The 22153-nt window shown below is 62.0% G+C and carries 23 protein-coding genes; 16 read left to right on the top strand and 7 right to left on the bottom strand.

Annotated elements, in window-relative coordinates:
* Positions 1-101: 101 nt before the first annotated feature.
* The 7 genes from carB to DFO46_RS04910 all read left to right on the top strand — a co-directional run bounded on the left by carB (position 102) and on the right by DFO46_RS04910 (position 7119).
* The gene (gene carB / locus DFO46_RS04940) at positions 102-3584 is read left to right on the top strand and encodes a carbamoyl-phosphate synthase large subunit (RefSeq protein WP_120276535.1); all 3483 of its coding nucleotides are present in this window, start codon (positions 102-104) and stop codon (positions 3582-3584) included.
* A 9-nt stretch (positions 3585-3593) separates the two neighbouring features.
* Complete coding sequence (locus DFO46_RS04935) at positions 3594-3848, top strand: DUF4258 domain-containing protein (protein WP_120276534.1); 255 nt, start codon at positions 3594-3596, stop codon at positions 3846-3848.
* The gene (locus tag DFO46_RS04930) at positions 3845-4039 is read left to right on the top strand and encodes a DUF2283 domain-containing protein (RefSeq protein ID WP_110790861.1); all 195 of its coding nucleotides are present in this window, start codon (positions 3845-3847) and stop codon (positions 4037-4039) included. The genes DFO46_RS04935 and DFO46_RS04930 overlap by 4 nt, the downstream gene beginning before the upstream one ends.
* Before the next feature lie 135 nt (positions 4040-4174).
* Positions 4175-4525: a metalloregulator ArsR/SmtB family transcription factor gene (locus DFO46_RS04925; protein WP_110790862.1), complete on the top strand. Its 351-nt coding sequence runs from the start codon at positions 4175-4177 to the stop codon at positions 4523-4525.
* Positions 4522-4974 carry an SRPBCC domain-containing protein gene (locus tag DFO46_RS04920; RefSeq protein WP_120276533.1) on the top strand — a complete coding sequence of 151 codons (453 nt, stop codon included), beginning with the start codon at positions 4522-4524 and terminating at the stop codon, positions 4972-4974. Before DFO46_RS04925 ends, DFO46_RS04920 begins: the two co-directional genes overlap by 4 nt.
* Positions 4971-5435, top strand: coding sequence for an SRPBCC family protein (locus DFO46_RS04915; RefSeq protein ID WP_120276532.1), 465 nt, complete (start codon positions 4971-4973; stop codon positions 5433-5435). Before DFO46_RS04920 ends, DFO46_RS04915 begins: the two co-directional genes overlap by 4 nt.
* 130 nt (positions 5436-5565) lie before the next feature.
* Entirely contained in the window at positions 5566-7119 is a 1554-nt protein-coding gene (locus tag DFO46_RS04910; RefSeq protein ID WP_120276531.1) for an MFS transporter, read from the top strand.
* Between the two features lie 94 nt (positions 7120-7213).
* Here DFO46_RS04910 and DFO46_RS04905 read toward each other — a convergent pair whose 3' ends face one another.
* Both DFO46_RS04905 and DFO46_RS04900 read right to left on the bottom strand, forming a co-directional pair.
* Positions 7214-8680: a UdgX family uracil-DNA binding protein gene (locus DFO46_RS04905; protein WP_120276530.1), complete on the bottom strand. Its 1467-nt coding sequence runs from the start codon at positions 8678-8680 to the stop codon at positions 7214-7216.
* Positions 8680-9909 carry a putative DNA modification/repair radical SAM protein gene (locus DFO46_RS04900; protein ID WP_120276529.1) on the bottom strand — a complete coding sequence of 410 codons (1230 nt, stop codon included), beginning with the start codon at positions 9907-9909 and terminating at the stop codon, positions 8680-8682. Before DFO46_RS04900 ends, DFO46_RS04905 begins: the two co-directional genes overlap by 1 nt.
* Positions 9910-10199: 290 nt before the next feature.
* On the opposite strand from DFO46_RS04900, the gene greA reads away from it, so the two are divergent.
* The 3 genes from greA to DFO46_RS04885 are packed head-to-tail and all read left to right on the top strand — an operon-like array spanning position 10200 to position 12636.
* The gene (greA, locus tag DFO46_RS04895; RefSeq protein WP_110790868.1) at positions 10200-10676 is read left to right on the top strand and encodes a transcription elongation factor GreA; all 477 of its coding nucleotides are present in this window, start codon (positions 10200-10202) and stop codon (positions 10674-10676) included.
* 16 nt (positions 10677-10692) lie between these two features.
* Positions 10693-11760: a glycosyltransferase family 4 protein gene (locus DFO46_RS04890; RefSeq protein ID WP_120276528.1), complete on the top strand. Its 1068-nt coding sequence runs from the start codon at positions 10693-10695 to the stop codon at positions 11758-11760.
* A 45-nt stretch (positions 11761-11805) separates the two neighbouring features.
* Positions 11806-12636 carry a glycosyltransferase family 25 protein gene (locus DFO46_RS04885; protein ID WP_120276527.1) on the top strand — a complete coding sequence of 277 codons (831 nt, stop codon included), beginning with the start codon at positions 11806-11808 and terminating at the stop codon, positions 12634-12636.
* Here DFO46_RS04885 and DFO46_RS04880 read toward each other — a convergent pair.
* Both DFO46_RS04880 and DFO46_RS04875 read right to left on the bottom strand, forming a co-directional pair.
* Positions 12590-13327, bottom strand: coding sequence for a hypothetical protein (locus tag DFO46_RS04880; protein ID WP_210210621.1), 738 nt, complete (start codon positions 13325-13327; stop codon positions 12590-12592). The two genes, DFO46_RS04885 and DFO46_RS04880, sit on opposite strands and share 47 nt — an antisense overlap.
* 63 nt (positions 13328-13390) lie before the next feature.
* Positions 13391-13858 carry an Lrp/AsnC family transcriptional regulator gene (locus DFO46_RS04875; RefSeq protein WP_110790872.1) on the bottom strand — a complete coding sequence of 156 codons (468 nt, stop codon included), beginning with the start codon at positions 13856-13858 and terminating at the stop codon, positions 13391-13393.
* A 238-nt stretch (positions 13859-14096) separates the two neighbouring features.
* Between DFO46_RS04875 and trxB the strand changes: the two genes are divergently transcribed.
* The 4 genes from trxB (at position 14097) to DFO46_RS04850 (ending at position 17805) form a co-directional block, all read left to right on the top strand.
* Positions 14097-15074, top strand: coding sequence for a thioredoxin-disulfide reductase (gene trxB, locus DFO46_RS04870; protein ID WP_110790873.1), 978 nt, complete (start codon positions 14097-14099; stop codon positions 15072-15074).
* A gap of 20 nt (positions 15075-15094) precedes the next feature.
* Positions 15095-15991, top strand: coding sequence for a LysR family transcriptional regulator VtlR (locus DFO46_RS04865; protein ID WP_110790874.1), 897 nt, complete (start codon positions 15095-15097; stop codon positions 15989-15991).
* A 358-nt stretch (positions 15992-16349) separates the two neighbouring features.
* A complete protein-coding gene (locus DFO46_RS04855) occupies positions 16350-16643 on the top strand; it encodes a metalloregulator ArsR/SmtB family transcription factor (protein ID WP_110790875.1) in 294 nt (97 codons plus the stop codon).
* 61 nt (positions 16644-16704) lie between these two features.
* Complete coding sequence (locus DFO46_RS04850; protein ID WP_120276525.1) at positions 16705-17805, top strand: alkene reductase; 1101 nt, start codon at positions 16705-16707, stop codon at positions 17803-17805.
* 163 nt (positions 17806-17968) lie between these two features.
* Here DFO46_RS04850 and DFO46_RS04845 read toward each other — a convergent pair whose 3' ends face one another.
* Together DFO46_RS04845 and DFO46_RS04840 are read right to left on the bottom strand one after the other, a co-directional pair.
* Positions 17969-18367 (bottom strand): DUF6220 domain-containing protein, encoded by a 399-nt coding sequence (locus DFO46_RS04845; protein WP_120276524.1) that lies wholly within the window; start codon positions 18365-18367, stop codon positions 17969-17971.
* Positions 18364-19389, bottom strand: a complete 1026-nt coding sequence (locus DFO46_RS04840; RefSeq protein ID WP_120278142.1) for an NAD(P)H-binding protein — start codon at positions 19387-19389, stop codon at positions 18364-18366. The genes DFO46_RS04845 and DFO46_RS04840 overlap by 4 nt, the downstream gene beginning before the upstream one ends.
* A gap of 103 nt (positions 19390-19492) precedes the next feature.
* Here DFO46_RS04840 and DFO46_RS04835 point away from each other — a divergent pair, with 103 nt between their 5' ends.
* Positions 19493-20416, top strand: a complete 924-nt coding sequence (locus DFO46_RS04835; protein WP_120276523.1) for a LysR family transcriptional regulator — start codon at positions 19493-19495, stop codon at positions 20414-20416.
* A 21-nt stretch (positions 20417-20437) separates the two neighbouring features.
* On the opposite strand, the gene DFO46_RS04830 is transcribed toward DFO46_RS04835, so the two are convergent.
* Positions 20438-20707, bottom strand: a complete 270-nt coding sequence (locus DFO46_RS04830) for a DUF2188 domain-containing protein (RefSeq protein WP_120276522.1) — start codon at positions 20705-20707, stop codon at positions 20438-20440.
* Between the two features lie 140 nt (positions 20708-20847).
* On the opposite strand from DFO46_RS04830, the gene DFO46_RS04825 reads away from it, so the two are divergent.
* Positions 20848-22005 carry a calcium:proton antiporter gene (locus tag DFO46_RS04825; RefSeq protein ID WP_183041922.1) on the top strand — a complete coding sequence of 386 codons (1158 nt, stop codon included), beginning with the start codon at positions 20848-20850 and terminating at the stop codon, positions 22003-22005.
* Positions 22006-22153 lie beyond the last annotated feature (148 nt).

Raw genomic sequence — 22153 nt, 5'->3', positions numbered from 1 at the left:
ATAAGCCGCTTCTAGCCTGAAAAGACCATCTCTCTGCGCCCGGCCGGTGACCTCCCTCACCCAGGCCGGTTTTTCGCGCAGGTCAAAGAACGGATAGAGCCATGCCAAAGCGCCAAGATATCAAGTCCATCCTCATCATTGGCGCAGGCCCGATCGTCATTGGCCAGGCATGTGAATTCGACTATTCCGGCACCCAGGCCGTGAAGGCGCTGAAGGAAGAGGGCTACCGGGTCATCCTGGTCAACTCCAACCCCGCCACCATCATGACCGATCCGGGTCTCGCCGACGCCACATATGTCGAGCCGATCACCCCTGAAGTGGTCGCCAAGATCATCGCCAAGGAGCGTCCCGACGCGTTGCTGCCGACCATGGGTGGCCAGACGGCGCTGAACACTGCGCTCTCGCTGAAGCGCATGGGTGTTCTCGACCGCTACAATGTCGAGATGATCGGCGCCAAGCCCGCCGCCATCGACATGGCCGAAGATCGCGCCCTCTTCCGCGAAGCCATGGCGCGCATCGGCCTCGAGACCCCGAAGTCGATGCTCGCCAACGCGACCGAAATCAAGGACGCCGACCGCAAGACCCATGAAGCCGCCCGCGCCGAATTGCGCGCCAAGCTCTCCGGCGCCGAGCTGGACAAGGCGCTTGATGAACTGGAAAACCAGTGGAACCTCGGCGAAACCGACCGCAAACAGCGCTACATGGCCCATGCCATGGCGATCGCCGCCCAGGCGCTTGATCATGTCGGCCTGCCCGCCATCATCCGCCCCTCCTTCACCATGGGCGGCACCGGCGGCGGCATTGCCTACAACCGCTCGGAATTCTACGAGATCATCAATTCCGGTCTCGACGCCTCGCCGACCACGGAAGTCCTGATCGAGGAATCCGTCCTCGGCTGGAAGGAATATGAAATGGAAGTTGTCCGCGACAAGGCGGACAACTGCATCATCATCTGCTCGATCGAGAACATCGACCCGATGGGCGTCCACACGGGCGATAGTATCACCGTCGCGCCGGCGCTGACGCTGACCGACAAGGAATACCAGATCATGCGCAACGCCTCGATCGCGGTTCTGCGCGAGATCGGCGTTGAGACCGGCGGCTCGAACGTGCAGTTCGCCGTCAACCCGGCCGATGGCCGCCTCGTCGTCATCGAAATGAACCCGCGCGTTTCGCGCTCCTCGGCACTGGCCTCCAAGGCCACCGGCTTCCCGATCGCCAAGGTCGCCGCCAAGCTCGCCGTCGGCTATACGCTGGACGAACTCGACAACGACATCACCGGCGGCGCGACGCCTGCCTCCTTCGAACCGTCGATCGACTACGTCGTCACCAAGATCCCGCGCTTCGCGTTCGAAAAATTCCCGGGCGCCGAGCCGACACTGACGACGGCGATGAAATCGGTCGGCGAAGTCATGGCCATCGGCCGCACCTTTGCCGAATCGCTGCAGAAAGCCCTGCGCGGTCTCGAAACCGGCCTCACCGGCCTCGACGAAATCGAGATCCCGGGCCTCGGCCAGGGTGACGACAAGAACGCCATCCGCGCCGCCATCGGCACCCCGACGCCCGACCGCCTGCGCATGGTGGCCCAGGCGCTGCGCCTCGGCATGTCGCCGGAAGAGGTCCATGAGGGCTGCAAGATCGATCCCTGGTTCATCGCCCAGTTCAAGGCGATCGTGGACATGGAAGCCCGCGTCCGCGAACACGGCCTGCCGGATGACGCTGAAAATCTGCGCTCGCTGAAAGCCATGGGCTTCTCCGACGCCCGGCTCGCCTCGCTCTCCGGCAAGCGCCCGAAGGAAGTCGCGGAACTGCGCAACGGCCTCGGCGTTCGCCCGGTCTTCAAGCGCATCGACACCTGTGCTGCCGAATTCGCCTCGCCCACCGCCTATATGTACTCGTCCTACGAGACCCCCTTCGTCGGCCAACTGCGCTCGGAAGCCCAGGTGTCCGACCGCAAGAAGGTCGTCATCCTCGGCGGCGGCCCGAACCGCATCGGCCAGGGCATCGAGTTCGACTATTGCTGCTGCCATGCCGCCTTCGCGCTCAAGGATGCCGGCTTTGAAGCGATCATGGTCAACTGCAACCCGGAAACCGTCTCGACCGACTACGACACCTCCGACCGTCTCTATTTCGAGCCGCTGACGGCCGAAGACGTGATCGAGATCCTGCGCGCCGAGCAGGAAAAGGGTGAAGTTGTCGGCGTCATCGTTCAGTTCGGCGGCCAGACCCCGCTGAAGCTCGCCGAAGCGCTCGAAAAGAACGGCATCCCGATCCTCGGCACCGCGCCCGACATGATCGACCTCGCCGAAGACCGCGATCGTTTCCAGAAGCTTCTGATGAAGCTCGATTTGAACCAGCCGAACAACGGCATCGCCTATTCGGTCGAACAGGCCCGCCTGGTCGCGACCGAAATCGGCTTCCCGCTGGTCGTGCGCCCGTCTTACGTGCTCGGCGGCCGCGCCATGCAGATCATCCATTCGGAATCGATGCTGCAGTCCTACCTGCTCGACACGGTGCCGGGTCTCGTGCCCGAGGACATCAAGCAGCGCTATCCGAACGACAAGACCGGCCAGATCAACACGCTGCTCGGCAAGAACCCGCTCCTGTTCGACAGCTACCTAACCAATGCGATCGAAGTCGACGTCGATGCGCTCTGCGACGGTGAGACCGTCTTCGTCTCCGGCATCATGGAGCACATTGAGGAAGCCGGCATCCATTCGGGTGACAGTGCCTGCTCGCTGCCCTCCCGTTCGCTCTCCAAGGCAACGCTCGACGAACTGGAACGCCAGACGGCCGCCATGGCCAAGGCGCTCAATGTCGGCGGCCTGATGAACGTCCAGTACGCCATCAAGGACGACGTCATCTACGTGCTCGAAGTCAACCCGCGCGCCTCGCGCACGGTGCCCTTCGTGGCAAAGACCATCGGCGCGCCGATCGCCAAGATCGCCGCCCGCATCATGACCGGCGAGAAGCTCGACGACGCGATCGCCGCCTATGGCAAGAAACCCGATCCGCGCAACCTCAAGCACATCGCCGTCAAGGAAGCGGTCTTCCCCTTTGCCCGCTTCCCCGGCGTCGACACGCTGCTTGGCCCCGAAATGCGCTCGACCGGCGAAGTCATGGGCCTCGACACCGATTTTGCGCTCGCCTTCGCCAAGAGCCAGCTCGGCGCCTCCGTCGAACTGCCGCGTGACGGGACGGTCTTCGTCTCGGTTCGCGATGAGGACAAGGTCCGCGTCCTGCCCGCGATCCTGATCCTGACCCAGATCGGCTTCAAGGTCATGGCAACCGGTGGCACCCAGCGCTTCCTCGCCGAAAACGACATTCCGGCGATCAAGATCAACAAGGTTCTGGAAGGACGTCCGCATATCGAGGATGCGATCCGCAACCGTCAGGTCCAGCTGGTCATCAACACGACCGACGGCAACAAGGCGATCTCGGATTCGAAGTCTCTCCGCCGTGCGGCCCTGATGCAGAAGGTGCCCTACTACACCACCATGGCCGGCGCCCTCGCCGCCGCCGAAGCCATCCGGGCGCTCAAAGGCGGCCAGCTCGAGGTTCGTCCGCTGCAGAGCTATTTCTGAGGCCAACAAATGAAGCCGCTCCATTTCACCCTCCATGCGGAAACGGTGATTTCGGAGCGGCAACTCGATCGAGCATGGATCGAGCTTACGGTCCGCGACCCGGAGTGGGCGGAGGTAGATCCCTCCGGCCCGCCGACTGAGCGGCGTTACCGGCGCGTCCCGGAACGCGAAGAGCGGATTTTGCGGGTAATCTGCTTGGAAACCGCGACCGAAATCCGTATCATCACGGCATTCCTCGATCGCAAGGCACGGATGCCCCGATGAAGCCGAAGCTTGAATATGATGCCGCCGCCGATGCGGCCTATATCCGCTTCTCGACCGAGCCGGTTCTGGAGACAGAGGAAGTGTCGAAGGGCATCATGCTTGACTACGATCGTGATGGCCGGATCGTCGGCCTTGAGGTTCTGAACGCATCCGCAAACCTGCCAGCCGCAGCACTTGAGGATGCCGCCTGAAGCCTTGCCAGACGCCTGATGTCGGCGCTGTCGCCGGACTTTCCTTTGCTTCAAAGTCCATTTGCCCGGTCACTTGACGGCCAACATCATATTTTGTATTTACCCGATCAGTTAATTAACCGATCGGCTAATTCTATGCCAGCAGATCCCTTGTCGGAAACCCTCTTCGCCCTCGCCGATCCGACGCGACGTGCGATCCTCGCCCGCCTGTCCACCGGCGAGGCCACCGTCAACGAACTGGCCGAACCCTTCGCCATGAGTCTCCCGGCCGTCTCCAAACATCTGAAGGTGCTGGAGCGCGCCAAGCTGATCTCGCGCAGCCGCACGGCCCAATGGCGCCCCTGCCGGCTTGAGCCGGAACCCTTGAAAGCAGTCGACAGCTGGGTTGGCGACTATCGCAAACTCTGGGAACACCGTCTGGACCGGCTGGAAGACTATCTGGCCACACTGCAATCGACCCCTGACGACACGGGAGACACGCCATGACCGACAAACTGGAAATCCTCAACGACCGCCTGTTTCCTGTCGACGCCCCGACCCTTTTCGGCACTTTCGCCGATCCGGACACGCTGAAGGACTGGTGGGGACCGCACGACTTTACCAACCGCATCGACGAATTCGACTTCCGCGAAGGCGGCAGTTGGCGCATCACCATGACCGCCTCCAACGGCACGGATTTCGACAACCACTCGACCTTTCAAGAAATCGTTCCGAATAGCCGCATCGTCTTTCTTCATCACGAACCCATGCATGTCTTCACCATGGAAATGACCTACGTGGCCGAAGACAGCGGCACGCGGCTCCATTGGCGCATGCTGTTTGAGCCGACGGACGAGAACCGCGAGCTCGAAAAATTCATCCGCGCCGCCAACGAGCAGAATTTCGACCGCCTTGAAGCCGTTTTGGCCAAAGACGAGGGAGCATCCGCGAAATGACCATGGCAATCGACCCCGCCCGCATCATCGAAGTGGACCGACTGATCTCCGCCCCGATCGATCTCGTCTTCCAGATGTTCACCGATCCGCACCACATCGACCAGTGGTGGGGACCGAACGGCTTCCGCAACGAAACCCACGAAATGGACTTCTCCGTCGGCGGCCTCTGGCGCTATACGATGCACGGCCCCGACGGCAAGGACTGGCCGAACTGGATCCGCTACCAGGATATCACCCCGCCGACCCGCATTGCCTATGAACACGGCGGCGAGACGGGCGAACCGGCCCATTTCGACGGCGTGATCACGCTTCAGCCGGACGGCGGCAAGACCCGTGTGACGATCACGCTGATCTTCCCGACACCAGAAGCGCGGAACGCAACCCTGAAGTTCGGCGCCGTCGAAGGCGGTCACCAGACGCTGGCGCGCCTGGACGGTTACATCACCGGTCGGATGGCGTGAAACTGCAACGACGGCAGGGGGCGACGGGGCAAGATCCCATCACGCCTGAAAACAGGTTCCATCAAAATTTCATATTTGCCTAAACCGGCGCATCACGGCACTGTGCCGCCGGATAATGGGGGAGGTCTGGATGTCTGCTGCGATCGAGGGTGGCGCCGAAAAGGCAACCCGCCGGGAATGGATTGGTCTCCTGATACTCTCCATTGCCTGCCTGATCTATTCGATGGACCTCTCGGTTCTCTTTCTCGCCATGCCCGCGATCGTCGCCGACCTCGATCCGTCGGCCACCCAGCTTTTGTGGATCAATGACATCTACGGCTTCATGGTCGCCGGCTTCCTCGTCACCATGGGCACGCTGGGCGACCGGATCGGCCGCCGCAAGGTGCTCCTGTTCGGCGCCTTCTTCTTCGCTGTAGCCTCCGTCTTCGCCGCTTTCGCCCATACCGCCTCGACGCTGATCGTCGCCCGCGCCCTGCTCGGCATCGCCGGGGCCACGATCGCCCCCTCCACCCTGTCGCTCGTCGTCAACCTCTTCCGCGACGAAAGCGAACGCAATCGCGCGATCAGCATCTGGGGCACCGCGTTTGCGCTCGGCGGCCTGATCGGCCCGCTCATTGGCGGCGTGCTGCTCCAGTATTTTCACTGGGGCTCGGTCTTTCTCATCAACGTGCCGATCATGGCCGCGCTGCTTGCCAGTGCGCCCTTCCTACTGCCGGAATACAGGGATGAAAAGGCCGGACGTCTCGATCTCCTGAGCGTCGCGCTCTCACTCCTGACCGTCCTCCCGATCGTCTACGGTTTCAAGAAAATGGCAGCCGAAGGTTTCGAGCCGATCCAGCTCGGGCCGATCCTGTTCGGTTTCGTCGTCGGCATCGTCTTCGTCAGGCGCCAGAAGGTGCTCGAACACCCGATGATCGACCTCGCCTTGTTCAAGATCCCAGCCTTCACCGCGTCGCTGATGGTCAATCTTGCCGGCGTCTTCTTCATCTTCGGCCTCTTCCTCTTCCAGAACCTCTTCCTGCAGCTTGTCATCGGCCTCACACCGCTCAAGGCCGCCCTCTGGTCCATCCCCTCATCGCTGGTCTTCACCGTGATGTCGTTCCAGGCCTGGCGGGTGACCAACCGGCTGGGACCCGTCCGCACGGTCCTGCTGGGCCTTGTCGTCAATGCGCTCGGCACCGGTCTCATGGCGATCGCCGCATGGAACTCCAGTCTCGTTGGCGTACTCGGGGCGAGCATCGTCATGGGCCTCGGCTTCGTGCCGGTTATCCTCACGACGACAGGCCTGATCGTTGGCACGGCCCCGCCGGAGCGGGCCGGCTCCGCCTCCGCCATTTCGGAAACCAGTGCGGAATTCGGCGGTGCACTCGGTGTCGCGGTCCTCGGCAGCCTCGGCACGCTGTTCTACCGCTTTGGCATGCAGAATGCAGATCTGGCCGCGCTGTCACCTTCAGACCGCGACTCCGTCACCTCGGCGCTCGGCACCGCGCTCGAAGTCGCACGCGCCACCGGCAACCAAGCCGCCCCATGGCTGCAACTGGCCCGCACCAGCTATGCCGGCGGCTTCGCGCTTTGCTGCGCGCTGGCCACGGTTACGCTGCTGCTGCTCGCCGCCATCGCGGCGCGGGTTTACGCGAAAACGGAAATCGATCTCGACGCGGCGGCTTCCAGCCACGACCATTGAACTCCTTACCCGGTCGCAGCTCTGATCCCCACCGTCCTGCAGGACGGCGGGCGAAGGCGTGAGGTCGCGCCGGAAACGAGCCTGCGCCCGGCTTTTAGTGCCCCGACGTCGACAGGGTCTCGGAAAGCCGTTTCACACCGACAAGATCCGATCGAAACGCCGTGAGACTGCGCGCCCTCAAGTCTTCATCCGGCATCCTGAGGATCGCCGCCGGATGGGTGGTCACCAGCAGCATGCGGTTGTCCTGCATCGGGATCGGCATGCCCCTGACCTCGGCGATCGGTCGGCTTTCACCAGTCAGTGACAGATAGGCCGTTGCCCCCAGGGCCACCACAATCCGCGGCCGGATGATCTCGATCTCCTTGGCCAGCCACCAGCGGCAATGGGCGACTTCGCCTGCCTCCGGGCGCATATGGATACGTCGCTTGCCGCGCCGCTCGTATTTGAAGTGCTTCACCGCATTGGTGACGTAAGCTTGGTGGCGGTCGATCCCAGCAGCGGCGACGGCCTCGTCGAACACCTTCCCGGCCGGACCGATGAACGGCTTTCCGGCGAGGTCCTCGGTATCTCCCGGCTGTTCACCCACGAACATCACGGAGGCATTTTGAGGCCCCTCCCCGAACACCGTCTGCGTCGCATGGCAGTGCAACGGGCAGCGCGTGCAGGTGGATGCCTCCCGCCGCAGGCGTTCCAGTGGCGGCAGATCGGCACCGTCGCCCTTCTCCCGCCCCTGCCATTGCGCCTGCAAGCGCTCGTGAAAGGCCGGCGGCTGGCTCGCCTCCCGTGCCGCCATCTCCGCCACCCGCTTCTCGGCACCGGCGATCAGATCCGGAATGAGCGAGGCCTCGGGCATGTTCTTCCAGTATTTCTTCGGCATCTCCGACTGCATCGCCCGGATCTTCACCCGCGCCGGGTTGAAGATATTGGCGAAATAGGTGCGCCAGAGCTCATCCGTCTCGTCCTCGGCTTCCGGCCGCGCGGCCGGTTCGCCCGACGTTTTCAGCTCCTGCCCGTTCCACGCCGCCGAACCTTTCGGCGTCGCGATCAGCCAGTCCATGTCGGTGAAACGGCGCTGGAAGAAGCCGGCCGTGCGCGCCACGATGAAATGCTCCGGCTCGAACCAAGCCACGAAACGCCGACGCCCTGGCTGAACCGCCTCAACCTCGCGGAAACGGACAAAGGCCGTCATCTTGTGGCTGTCGCGCCTGATGTTCTTGATCATGCCACGCAGCATCACGACGTCAGGATCCGATGTCACCTCCAGCAAGGTACGCTCCGCACCGATCCGCCAGAGCAGCCTGTAGAGGAGATCGAATCGCAGGGGATCGCTGTGGCAGACGGCCGCTTCCGCCGCCGCCAGAAAGCCTTTCGGCACCGACAATGGCGCTGGTCCGGCTGCCGCTCGCGGTGTTGAGACTGCAGCCTGCCCAAAGAGGTCCCCTGGGCTTTGGCCCGTCTGCCAAAACACATCCTGTGGCGCTACGCCGTCGGTAAGCAGTGCTCGCGCCGCCTCTCGCCACTCGGTAAAATCCCCGCGTCCCGCCAGCGTGACCTCGCGCATCAGAGCAGAGACAGCTGTTCCGGCGGAGGGGCGAATGCAGCCCTCAGGTCGGATCGGTCAAGGCGTTGATGCGGCGACCAGCCCTCGGCCGTGATGAAGGAGCGTACTTTTTTCAAGGAGACACCGAGCCGCGCCAGATCCTCCAACCGAACGGTGCGATGCCTGCGTGCTGAAACCAGCGCATTGACCGTCTTCGTGCCGAATCCGGGCACCCGAAGCAGCGTCTCCTTGTCGGCCTTGTTGACATCGACCGGAAACCGGTCGCGATTGGCAAGTGCCCAGGCGAGCTTGGGGTCGAGTTCGAGATCCAGCATGCCGCCTTCGCCGATCGAGGCAATCTCGTCGATGGAGAAGCCGTAGAAGCGGTAGAGCCAGTCGGCCTGGTAGAGCCGGTGCTCCCGCATCAAAGGTGGCTTGATCAGGGGCAGGTTTTTCGAGCTGTCGGGGATCGGGCTGAAGGCGGAGTAATAGACCCGTTTCAGCCCATAGGAACTGTAGAGCCGGGCGCTCGACCCAAGGATTGTCGCATCATCAGCCCCATCGGCCCCGACGATCATCTGCGTGCTCTGCCCACCCGGCACGAATGTCTTGCGTTTGCCGGAAAGCGTCGGCTCGCGCGCCTCTTCGATCTTCAGCCGCAGATCGGCCATGGACCGACGAATGTTGACCGGTCGCTTCTCCGGTGCATAGCGCTCCAGCCCGTTATCGGTCGGCAGTTCGATATTGATCGACAGCCGGTCTGCATAGAGCCCCGCCTCTTCGACGAGATGCGCGGAAGCCTCGGGGATCGTCTTCAGATGGATATAGCCGCGAAAGCCGTGTTTGATGCGCAAATCCCTAGCGATCTTCACCATCTCCCCCATCGTGTCATCAGAGGACCGAATGATGCCTGACGAGAGGAACAGCCCCTCGATATAATTGCGCCGATAGAATTCGATGGTCAGCCAGACCACCTCGTCCGGGGTGAAGCGTGCGCGCTCGACATTGCTGGACGACCGGTTGATGCAATAGGCGCAGTCATAGATGCAGAAATTGGTAAGCAGGATCTTCAAAAGCGAGATGCACCGGCCATCGGGCGCATAGGCATGGCAAATGCCGGATCCTTCGGTTGATCCGAGCCCGCTCGAAGCCTTGGAATCCCGTCGCGTCGTACCGCTGGAGGCACAGGACGCGTCATACTTGGCCGCATCCGAGAGAATGGCCAGCCTGTCTTTCAGCGATTTCTTCATAAGAATGTTCACTATATGTTCTATCAATCTCCGTCAAGAATGACGGCTGCGACAAACCGTCCGCCGTGCCGACAAATCAGAGAGAGATCGCCGCATTTTAGGGCCAATCCGACAGATTGTTGCAATGATAACAAGGACAACGGACGGTTTGTCCGAAACCTCTGGAAATTGCGCGAAGCATTCTGCTATAGTGATTGCAACCTGATTTGTGACACGGTTCCGCAGCTTTGCTTCGGAACCTGTTTTCTTTTGTGCCCGCGCCTGCGGCCAAAGAGACGAAGGAAGAAGAAATGGTAGAAAAGGTACCGATGACGCAGAACGGCTTTGCCAAGCTCAGCGAAGAGCTGCGCTGGCGCCAGCAGGAGGAGCGTCCGCGCATCATCGAGGCAATCGCCGAAGCCCGCGCCCATGGCGACCTGTCGGAAAATGCCGAATATCACGCAGCCAAGGAAGCCCAGAGCCACAATGAAGGCCGCGTTGGCGAGCTTGAAGACCTGATTGCCCGCGCCGAAGTGATCGACCTCTCCAAGATGTCCGGCTCGAAGATCAAGTTCGGCGCCACCGTCAAGCTGATCGACGAGGACACGGACGAAGAAAAGACCTATCAGATCGTCGGCGACCAGGAAGCCGACGTGAAGGCTGGCCGCATCTCGATTTCGTCCCCGATCGCGCGTGCGCTGATCGGCAAGGAAGCCGGCGACAGTATCGAAGTGGTCGCGCCCGGAGGCTCCAAGGCCTACGAGATCCTCGCGGTCAACTGGGGCTGATGGACTGGTTCTGCTGATGCCGAAGACGAAGAACAACGTGGATCTCGACGGGATCCACGTGATCGCGCCGAACTTCAAGCAGCGTCTTTCCGGCGTCACCTCGACGATCATCCAACTGGTTCCCGTCCAGAACCGTCTCGGCCAGAAGGTCGCGGTTCTCGGACCGGGCCTTCCCTCTGACCTGCCGCATCTGCGTTTCCGCGACCTGTGGAAACTCTGGCGTCCACCGGAGGGTCACACGCACCGCGTCTGGCATGCCCGCCGCAACATCGAGATGTTGCCTGGCATCATCCTGCGCGACCTCCTGCGCATGCCTCTGAAACTCGTTTTCACATCCGCATCGCAGCGCAAGCATTCCGGCTGGACGAAGTTCCTGATCCGCCAGATGGACGCCGTGATCGCCACCAGCGCCAAGACCTCGGCCTATCTCGAGGTGCCGAACACCGTGGTCATGCACGGCATCGACTGCGAGACGTTTCGGCCGGCGGAAGACAAGGCCGAGGCCAAGCGTGTCTGCGGCCTTGCGCCAAACCTTCGTTACATCGGCTGTTTCGGCCGCGTCCGCCACCAGAAGGGCACGGACCTCTTCGTCGACGCCATGATCGCGGCCCTCCCCCGACACCCCGGCTGGGCAGCCATCGTCGCTGGCCGCGCCACGCCCCAGCACCAGGCCTTTGAGGATGAGCTCAAGGCGAAGGTGGCGGCGGCAGGCCTCGCCGACCGCATCCTCTTCGTCGGCGAACACACGGATATCGCCAACTGGTATCGGACGCTCGACCTCTTTATCGCGCCCCAACGCTGGGAAGGTTTCGGCCTCACCCCCCTGGAAGCCATGGCAACCGGTGTGCCTGTGGTCGCCACGGATGTGGGGGCGTTTTCGGAGCTGGTAATACAGGGAGAGACGGGCACCGTCATTCCCGCAGGCGACTTGCCCGGCATGATTGCCGCTGCATCCGCTCTGCTGGAGGATCCCGACGTCATCGACCAACAGGGCAGGAATGGTCGGCGTCATGTCACGCAGAGATTTGCGCTCGAAGGCGAAGCAACATCTCTTGGCGACCTCTATCGCAGAGTTGCTATATAAATTGCATCGAACCCGGCCAGCGGCCACATCGGCAATGGGAGAACCATGAGAGCATTGGTGATCAATCTCGAAGCCGCCTTGGAAAGGCGGATATTCCAGGAGCGACAACTGTCTATCCTCGGAATTGCCCATGAGCGCATGCCGGCATTCGACAAAAACGCCGACGAAACGGCGGACACCCCCTATTGGGAGACCTGGGAGCGACCTCTGACGCGCGCCGAACGGGCATGCCTTCTCAGCCATCAGCAGGCCTGGCAGGTGGTCGCAAGCCAGGGCGATCCCATACTGATCCTGGAGGATGATGCGATTCTCTCCGATCAGCTGCCGGCCTTGCTCGACAGCCTCGCCACAGCAACGGACATGGATTTTGTCACATTGGAGACCCGAGGCCGCAAGAAGCTGCTCTCGCGTCGTGCGGCCCGATATCCGAAGCTCCGACGCCTCTATCAGGACCGGTCCGGAGCAGCCGCCTATGTCCTTTGGCCGAACGGTGCACGCAAATTGCTGGCCGCGACCGAAACGACCTGTGGCTTGGCCGATGCTGTCATCTGCGCCTGCTACAGCCTTGACGCCTATCAGGCCGTTCCGCCCCTCGCTTTTCAGAGCGACCGCGCCACGGCCGAACAGGTCGACGCGCCGCTCGAGACCATATCCTCGATCTCCCCAGTGAACGGCGCACGCACGAAGGGGAACTGGCGCCACCGCCTGCGCCGAATCCGGGCTCAACTGAGGATGGGTTTGCGCCAGCTACAAGTTTTCGGTCGGGCAGAACGCACCCGGCTCTCCGTGGAGCGTCAGGATTTCGGCTATCTTGGCCAGTTGACCCCGATCAGCTCGACCACCACCCCGTCCGTTCACGGTGATGTACTGCCCTGAGCCGGGCAAAAGCGGTGTCCTCGACCTGAAGGCGATCAAAGACGGTTTTCAGAATGAGGCCCACCGCGCCCTTCTCCATCAGGGGATCGAGCCGCCAGCGCGTGTTCCGCAAGGTGTCATCCGTACCGATGGTGAAGCAGGAAAGCCCAGAAAACAAAGGGATGAGTTCATTCTGGACCCGCGCCACTTTTGCCGGCGAGAGCGGCAAGGGTTCGCCATCGGCCAATATGCGTTCGGTCTCGTAGATCTTTACCGTGTTGACCAGAAGCGAAACCAGGGTCGCCAGAACCCGCGTCTCGCTGTCGGATGCATGGTCAGCGAAGGTGTCGGTCGCGGAAACGAGCCAGCGCAGATTGAGAGCCTCGCAGAGATAGAGGCCCTCCGCGTCCCAGAGTTCAGAGAACTGAGCAAAGACCGTTTCGGTATCCACCCCGCGGCGCAGGAGCACGATGAGCTTGGCATGGTGCCAGAGCAGCTCGGGCTGCCCCGCAAATTCCTTCCTGAGGTTCTCGAGATGTTCATCGAGTGACTTCGCAGAGCCACGGGTCTGCTTCGGAGCATCGCCATCCACCAGCGTCACCTTCATGGCCGCGAAATCGCCGGAGGATTTCACATGCTTTGCGCCACCCAGGCGCTTGCGGTGCCAGTTCAGGGAGAAGAATTGTTCGAACGCCGTTTTCTTTCGCGCCACCGGATTCATCCTATTCAAGTCTTCGGATTTGTGTAGTCGACCAACCGGCCTTGCGGATGAAGCTCAAACCTCCAGCAATCCGACCTTCTTCACCTGCCGGATCGTCAGCATCGTCCGGACAGTGTCCACATGTTCGTTGGCCGTCAGCACTTCGATGACGAAGTCCTGGAACTTTGTCAGGTTCGCGGCCACGCAATGCAAAAGGAAATCGCTGTCGCCGTTGACCATCCACGCCTGACGGACGATCGGCCAGCTGTCGGTTGCTGCGGCAAAGGCCTTGAGATTGGCTTCCGACTGGTGCTTGAGGCCGACCATGCAGAAGGCGACGAGGTCGTAGCCGAGTTTGTTGGCATTCAACACGGCGTGATAGCTTTCGATCACGCCCGCCTCCTCGAGCTTGCGCACACGGCGCAGACAGGGCGGGGCGGAAATGCCGACACGCTCGGACAGTTCCACATTGGTCATGCGCCCGTCCTGCTGCAATTCCTTGAGAATGCGCAGGTCGATGGCGTCGAGTTCAAGTCTGAGCATGCTCGCTCCCGCTGATCGTCCTCAGTTATCTATCCGAAAAAATGCAGCAGGCAAGAAAGTGTCGAGTTTGCGCACAATAATTGCGCATGCCGGTCAATCACCTTGTTGCTAATGCATTCCCGGCCTTGAATTGCGTGACGCTTCAATCCTAAATGGGCCGACCATTGCGGGGAACCTTGCTCCCACCCATTTGAGAGGGGACTTCGCCCTCCGCCGCCGCGATTTGAAAGGAACTGAGATGACCGCCCGCCACACCAAGGTGCTGATCATCGGCTCCGGCCCCGCCGGTTATACCGCTGCCATTTATGCCGCCCGCGCCATGCTGAAGCCGGTCCTCATCGCCGGCATGGAACAGGGTGGCCAGCTGATGATCACGACAGACGTGGAAAACTATCCCGGCTTCGCCGATCCGATCCAGGGTCCCTGGTTGATGGAGCAGATGCTGAACCAGGCGATCCATGTCGGCACCGAGATCGTCAGCGACCTCGTGACAGAAGTCGACACGAGCCACCGCCCCTTCACCGTGAAAACCGATAGTGGCCAGGTCTGGACATCAGATACGCTGATCATCTGCACGGGCGCGAAGGCAAAGTGGCTGGGCATCGAGAGCGAGCAGCATTTCCAGGGCTTCGGCGTCTCTGCCTGCGCCACCTGCGACGGCTTCTTCTATCGCAACAAGGACGTCATCGTCGTCGGCGGCGGCAATTCTGCAGTCGAGGAAGCGCTTTACCTCTCGCATATCTGCAAGTCGGTCACTGTCGTGCATCGCCGTGACTCGTTCCGCTCGGAAAAGATCCTGCAGGAACGCCTCTTTGCCAAGGACAACATCCGTGTCCTCTGGAACACCACGGTCGAGGAAATCACCGGCACGCCCGCCAAGCCGCCGATGCCGCCGTCCGTCTCGGGCGTCAGGCTCAAGGACCAGCTGACCGGGGCTGTCACCGACATGCCGATCGACGGCGTCTTCGTCGCGATCGGTCATGCCCCGGCCGTCGAATTGTTCAAGGGCAAGCTGAAGCTGAAGTCCAACGGGTATCTCTGGACCGCTCCCGATTCGACCGCGACCGATGTGCCCGGCATCTTCGCCGCCGGTGACGTCACCGACGACGTCTATCGCCAGGCGATTACCGCTGCCGGCATGGGCTGCATGGCGGCGCTCGAAGCCGAGCGCTACCTGACCGCCCTGTCGGTCCCCACCCAGCAAGCGGCGGAATAGCCGCCATGAGAGGGGGCGGCATGCCGCTGGACTGGGACAAACTGCGCATTTTTCATGCGGCCGCCGAAGCCGGCTCCTTCACGCATGCCGCCGACAAGCTGCATCTCTCGCAGTCGGCCATCAGCCGTCAGGTCTCCTCGCTGGAGCAGGATATCGGCGTCAAGCTCTTCCACCGCCATGCGCGCGGCCTGATTCTTACCGAACAGGGCGAACTGCTCTATCGCACGGCGCATGATGTGCTGCTGAAGCTGCAGACCGTGAAGATGCAGCTGACCGAGACGACGGAGAAACCATCCGGCAAACTGCGTGTAACGACCACCGTGGGCCTGGGCCAGGGCTGGCTGACCGACAAGGTCCAGGAATTCCTGCAGCTCCACCCCGACATGTCGATCCAGCTCATCCTCGACAACGAGGAGCTGGATGTGAACATGCGCCACGCCGACTGCGCCATCCGCCTGCGCCAACCGCAGCAATCGGATCTCATCCAGCGCAAGCTCTTCACCGTGCATATGCACGTGTATGCGGCACCGTCCTACATCAACCGCTATGGCGAGCCACAGTCGATCGAGGATCTCGACAACCACAGGATCATCACCTTCGGCGAGCCGGCACCCAACTACCTGCTGGACGTGAACTGGCTGGAGGTCGCCGGACGCACCTCCGACAATCCGCGCACGCCGCATCTGCAGATCAACAGCCTGACCTCGATCAAGCGTGCCTGCCTGCTCGGCATCGGCATTGCCATGCTGCCGGACTATATCGTCGGTCGCGATCCGGGCCTGCTGCAGCTGGTGACGAGTGCGGATGTGCCCTCCTTCGATACCTATTTCTGTTATCCCGACGAAATCAAGAACGCGGCGAAGCTGAAGGCCTTCCGCGATTTCATCGTCGCAAAGGCCAGAAACTGGAACTTCTGAGCGCCTTCGCAGGGCAAAATTGTATGCCTCGCGCACTGACCTGCGCTCACCGCATGCCTGACATGCATAAAAAAGCATTGTTCACTGCACAAAAAACCACCATATCGCACACAGCTGATGCACATGGTGGCTTTTTCCTCCCAGTTCCACCGCAGCAGCTGTTCCCCTCTGGAGGTTTTAACCTTCACAATTTAAAGGGCCCTGGTTTTCCAGTGGCCCTCTTTTTTTGGCTTTCGCCTGGAACAAATCCTGCTCTCCGGAATTTGAAGCGTAACGCGGAACTATCGCCGCAACCCCATAAAAAGGAATGCGCGGAGTTTCGCTCCGTTGATCAAGACCGAATACACTTGGAGGGTTTATGTACCTAGAGGATGTGATGAAGGCGCTGGCGCATCCTGCGCGCATGGAGATGCTGATCTGGCTGAAGGAGCCCGACGAATATTTCGGCGTTCCGAAGGAAGAAGCCGGCGAAGGCATCAGCGCCGGCCAGTTCGAGCGCTCCGGCCTGTCGCAATCCGCCGTATCCGCACATCTGGCAACCTTGCAGCGCGCGGGCCTCATCAGCTCCAAGCGTGTGGGCCAGCGCGTGCTCTATCGCCGTGACGAAGATACCATTGCTGAATTCATCAAGACCTTGAACGGCATGCTCTGACCTCCCACATCCCGGTTCCCGGCGACCACCCTCCCACCGCCGGAAACGCTCAAGAGGTTACATGTCCAAGCTCTTTGAACCGACGACCGTCGGAAACATTTCCCTGTCGAACCGCGTTGCCATGGCGCCCCTGACCCGCAATCGGTCGCCGGGCGCCATACCGAATGACCTGAATGTCGAATATTACCGCCAGCGCGCCACTGCCGGCCTGATCGTCAGCGAAGGCACCGCCATCAGCCACCAGGCCCAGGGTTATGCCGACGTGCCCGGCCTCTACCTGCCGGAAGCCATCGAAGGCTGGAAGAAAGTCACCGCTGCCGTGCATGCGGCCGGCGGCAAGATCGTCACCCAGCTCTGGCACGTCGGCCGCATCTCGCACACCTCGCTGCAGCCTGACGGCGGCAAGCCGGTGGCGCCTTCGGCCATCGCTGCCAAGTCCAAGACCTACATCTTGAACGCTGACGGTTCCGGGGCCTTCGCCGAAACCTCCGAGCCGCGCGCGCTGGATCTCTCGGAGATCCCGGGCCTGATCGAGGATTATCGCCACGCCGCACGCGCGGCCATCGAGGCCGGCTTCGACGGCGTCGAAATCCATGCCGCAAATGGTTATCTGCTGGAGCAGTTCATGCGCTCGAACAGCAACCAGCGCACCGACGCCTATGGCGGCTCGATCGAAAACCGCATTCGCCTGACGATCGAAGTCGTTGATGCCATCGTCAAGGAAATCGGCGCCGATCGCACCGGGATCCGCATCTCCCCGACGACGCCGGCCAACGACGTTTCGGACCCCGATCCGGCCGCCGTCTACACGGCACTGGTCGAAAAGCTTGCTGGCTTCGATCTCGCCTTCATCCACGTCATCGAAGGCGCCACCGGCGGCCCGCGCGACGTCCTGCCCTTCGACTGGAAGGCATTGAAGGCTGCCTACCGCGCCAAGGGCGGCAAAGGCACCTGGATGGTCAACAATGGCTATGACCGGGCAGCCGCCCTCGAAGCGGTGGAAGGCGGTTACGCCGATGTCGTCGCCTTCGGTCGTCCCTTCATCGCCAATCCGGACCTTGTCCGCCGCTTGAAGGAAGACACGGCCTGGAACGAAGTGGAAGCCGCAACGCTCTATGGCGGCGGCGCTCAAGGATACACGACCTATCCGACGCTTGCCTGATCGAGAAGAAAGCTCCGAAACAAAGCCCCCGCATCGCGGATGCGGGGGCTTTGTCTAGAGCAATTCCCAGCAAAAGTGCGAAGCGGTCTTGCTTCCGGAATTGTGTGAAAACAAAGACATAGAGCATTGAAGGCGACTCGGTTTTCGCCGGAAATGCCCTAGGTCAGGACTGCGCGACCGAGAACCGGGTCTTGGCAATGCCCATCGCAACATCGGCCATGATCAGTGCATTGAGCGGATGCAGCGCGGCAATCATCGGGAAGTCGGACCTCAGACCCGCCAGAACCAACTGCACCAGATAGACCGCTGTCAGGATACCGGCCTCCCGCCGCAGCACCCGCAGCGCGGGGGCCCAGAAGGTCAGGCAGAGCATTGCAAGCACCGGCAGGGAAACCAGACCACCGAAAAGCCCGTGCAGCCCCCAGGCATCGGCAGCGCCGAAGATCGACATCCCCGCCAGCACGAACTGACCGGCAATGCCGACCAGCGTCAGGACTGCGAAGCCGGAGAACAGGCCGGATGCCAGGGCCTGCCCGGACCCTTTTATAGATGCCGCCGTCATGCGGCACCGCCTGTCACGACGGCGCGTGCAGCCGGGGCCGATGGACCCGTCGCGGGATCGAGGCATCCCAGGCTCGAAAGCGTCGCCTTCACGGCCTCGTCGAGCGGCGTGCGCGGCTCAGCCCCCAGACGCTCCACCAACAGGCGATTGTCGAGGCGAACAGTCGTTTTCCAGAGATAGCGCATCTCGTGCAGCTCACGCATCAGCGGCACGAAAGGCCTCGCAAGCCCGGCGAGCAGCCAGGGAAAGGACCAGATTCGGATCGACGGTTTGCCGACCGCCCGGCCGATCGCCTTGGCCATCTGGCTCCCATCGGCGTCGAAAAATCCATCCATGTGAAAGCGGGCGAAGGTCGGCAGCTGATCGGCGCGGTCGAGCAACTGCATGAAGGTCTCTGCCACATCGGGAAGATAAGCCCAGGCATGGCCGGCGCCCTTGCGCCCCGGATTGATGACGAAGCGCACCGGCTTGCCCGGCATAACAAGCCCCTGCGCAAACCAGTTATTGCCGGCCTCAGGGCCGAAGAAATCGCCCGCCCGCACCAGGATCACCGGCACGCCGTCTTCGGAGGCCCGCTTGAGCCGCCGCTCCAGCTCCACGCGGATTCCCCCCTTGATGCTGGTGGGTGTCTGCGGACTGTCTTCGGACAGCAGCGGAAAGGCATCCGGCCCGTAATTGTAGATCGTGCCGGGCATCAGGATGCTCGCACCGACAGCCCGCGCGGCCGCAATCGTGTTGTCGATCATCGGCAACACCAGCTGCCCCCAGTTGCGATAGCCGGGCGGATTGACCCCATGCACGATCAACCGGACGCCCTCCGCTGCGCGCAGAACGTCTGCCGCATTCATGGCATCGCCTTTCACCCATTCATAGGCCGGCCGTGCCGCCATCTGCGCTCCCGGGTTGCGATGCATCGCGCGCACCCGATAACCACGCGCGAGCAAGGCTTCGGCGAGAGCGCCGCCGACACCACCTGTGGCACCGAGCACAAGCGCCAGAGGACGTGGTGCAATGGCATTCATCTCAGTCATGTCGATCTCCTTCAGTTCGGATCTGCTGAAAGGATGACACGCCGCCACGATATTCAAAATTGCCGAATATTGTCGATCTGCTATACATAAATGCATGGACACCGATCAAATCAGCTGGGACCACTACCGCACCTTCCTCGCCGTGCTCGACAGCGGCTCCCTGTCGGCCGCAGCGCGCAGCCTCGGCCTCACGCAACCGACGGCCGGGCGCCACATCGAGGCGCTGGAACAGGCTTTCGGCGGCCCTCTCTTCCTGCGCGGGCCGCAGGGACTGTTGCCGACGGAAAAGGCGCGCGCCATGCATGGGCACGCCCGATCCATGGCTGCGATGTCGGCATCCCTCGCCCGCATTGCCTCCGGCGACATGGAAGAAGTGTGCGGAACGATCCGCATCAGCGCCAGCGAGGTGATCGCCATCGAAGCTCTGCCGACGATTCTGGCCGAACTGCAGGAACGCCATCCTGCACTCGAGATCGAACTTTCCGCTTCCGACACCGTCGAGGATCTCCTGAACCAGGAAGCCGACATTGCCGTGCGCATGACAACGCCGCGTCAAGCGGCCCTTCTCAGCCGGCGCATCGGCGTGCTTCCCATGGGTTTTTATGCCCATAGGCGCTACCTGGAACGTCACGGCATACCGACCACGCTCGCGGAGCTTTCACACCACCGCATGATCGGCTTCGACAGGCAGCTCGCCTATATCCGTGAGATCCTCAAAAACAATCCGATGGTGGCCAATCTGCACTTCAAGTTTCGCGCCGACAGCAATCTCGCCCAGATGGCGGCCATCCGCGCCGGCGTCGGCATCGGGGTGTGTCAGGTCGCTCTGGGTCGGAACGATCCTGATCTCGTGGAAGTGCTCCCGGGCCTGCTCGATATCGGGCTTGAAACCTATGTGGTCATGCATGAGAGCCTAAAGACCACGCCGCGCTTTCGCACGACCTTCGACGCCCTGGTGGCGGGGCTCATTGCCTTTGCGGGCCCAACGCCCGCCTCCAGGCCTTCGACCCGACCGTAAACGGCATTCTCGGATGAAGGGTCAACCCGGAGGTGCGGAGGTCTCGACAAAGGCGTCGACGACCTCGATCTCCGGCCGATCTCCGCCGTCGCTGTATTCTTCCCGCCAGCGGCCGTTTTCGTCCTGATAGCTGATCGTCACCGGCTCGTCCCCGACCTGCTGCTCGGCAACGACAATGCGCACCGCCTCCAGCGCCTGGTCATGCGTCTCGAACGCTTCCGAATAGACTTGGCCAAGCCGATAGGCCCAGCCGCCGTCGTGAGGGACGATCTCGTAGATGATCTTCACCATAGCCTTCTCCTCTCGGGCTAAAGGGATTATTCCATCAAAAACGCCGGGGCGCAAATCTGGAAGGCAACCGGGTCTTGTCGAGGGAACACAGCTATGTTCCACCCGTTAACGGGAGCCAACCGAAGGAGCAGCCCAGAATGATGTCCGCACTGAAGCAGGAAAGGCTCCTGCTCATCCCCATCCTGCTGGGGATCGCCGCATGGTTTGGCGAGCATGCGTTGCTCGAACATGGCCAGGTCGCCTCGCTGGTCGGTGCCGTCATCCTGATCGCCGCGATCGTCATCGGCTCCATGCGTGTTGCCCACCATGCAGAGATCCTCGCCCACAAGGTCGGCGATCCCTATGGAACGATGATCCTCACCCTGTCCGCAGTCGCGGTGGAAGTCATCATCCTCGCGATCATGATGAACAAGGGGGCCTCCCCGACGCTGGTGCGCGACACCATCTATTCCGCCGTCATGCTGGACATCAACGGCATCCTCGGCCTCGCTGCCCTCATCGGCGGCCTGAAGCACGGCGAACAGCCGTATAATGACGACAGCGGCAAGACCTATGGCGTGATGATCCTGACCGCCATGGGCATTTCCATGGTCGTGCCGGAATTCATCCCCACCGACCGCTGGCAGTATTATTCCGTGTTCACCATCTTCGCGATGCTGGCGCTCTACGGACTCTTCCTGCGCATGCAGGTCGGCACCCACAGCTATTTCTTCTCCTACAGCTACCCGAGTCGCGCTGCGGCCCCGCCGGCAGCCCCAAAGCCAAGGCCGGCTTCCGGCGGAAAGAGCAAACGCGGCGGCGTCGCTCCGGCTTCGGCGAAAGACAAGACGGAAGCCCCGCCCACGTCGGCGGTCTGGTCGATCGGTGTCATCCTGTTCGGCGTCGTGCTGATCGGCATTCTGGCCGAGGTGATGGCAGTGCTGATGGATGCCGGGCTTGAGGGTACCGGCGCCCCGGTCGCCCTCACGGCCATCCTGGTTGCCGCCATCTCGGCAGCCCCGGAAATCCTGACAGCACTGCGCGCGGCCCTGCGCAACCGCATGCAGGCGACGATCAACATCGCCATGGGGGCATCGCTCTCCACGGTCATCCTGACGGTACCCGTCATGGAGGGGATCGCCCTTTACACGGGCCAGCCCTTCGTCATGGCCATGACGCCCGTCCAGACCACCATGGTTGCCATCACGCTCATCGCGGCCGCCATCAATCTGAACGACGGCGAGACCAATGCCATCGAGGGCATGACCCATTTCGTCCTCTTCGCCACCTTCATCATGCTCGCCTTCCTGGGCCTCTGATTCGCCGCGTGCACTGCACACTTCCTTCACGTCCAGGTGACCTTGAAGCGGGAACTTTTGTGGAAAGTTCCCGTTCATCCCGTACGGATCGGCCCCTTCGGCCCTTCCGCCGCATTGTCAACACGATGCGGTTGAAGATCGCCCCCGG

Origin of the sequence: Rhizobium sp. AG855 (assembly GCF_003610655.1) — a bacterium.
GTDB lineage: Bacteria > Pseudomonadota > Alphaproteobacteria > Rhizobiales > Rhizobiaceae > Allorhizobium > Allorhizobium wuzhouense.
This window is presented reverse-complemented; position numbering and strand designations above follow the sequence as displayed.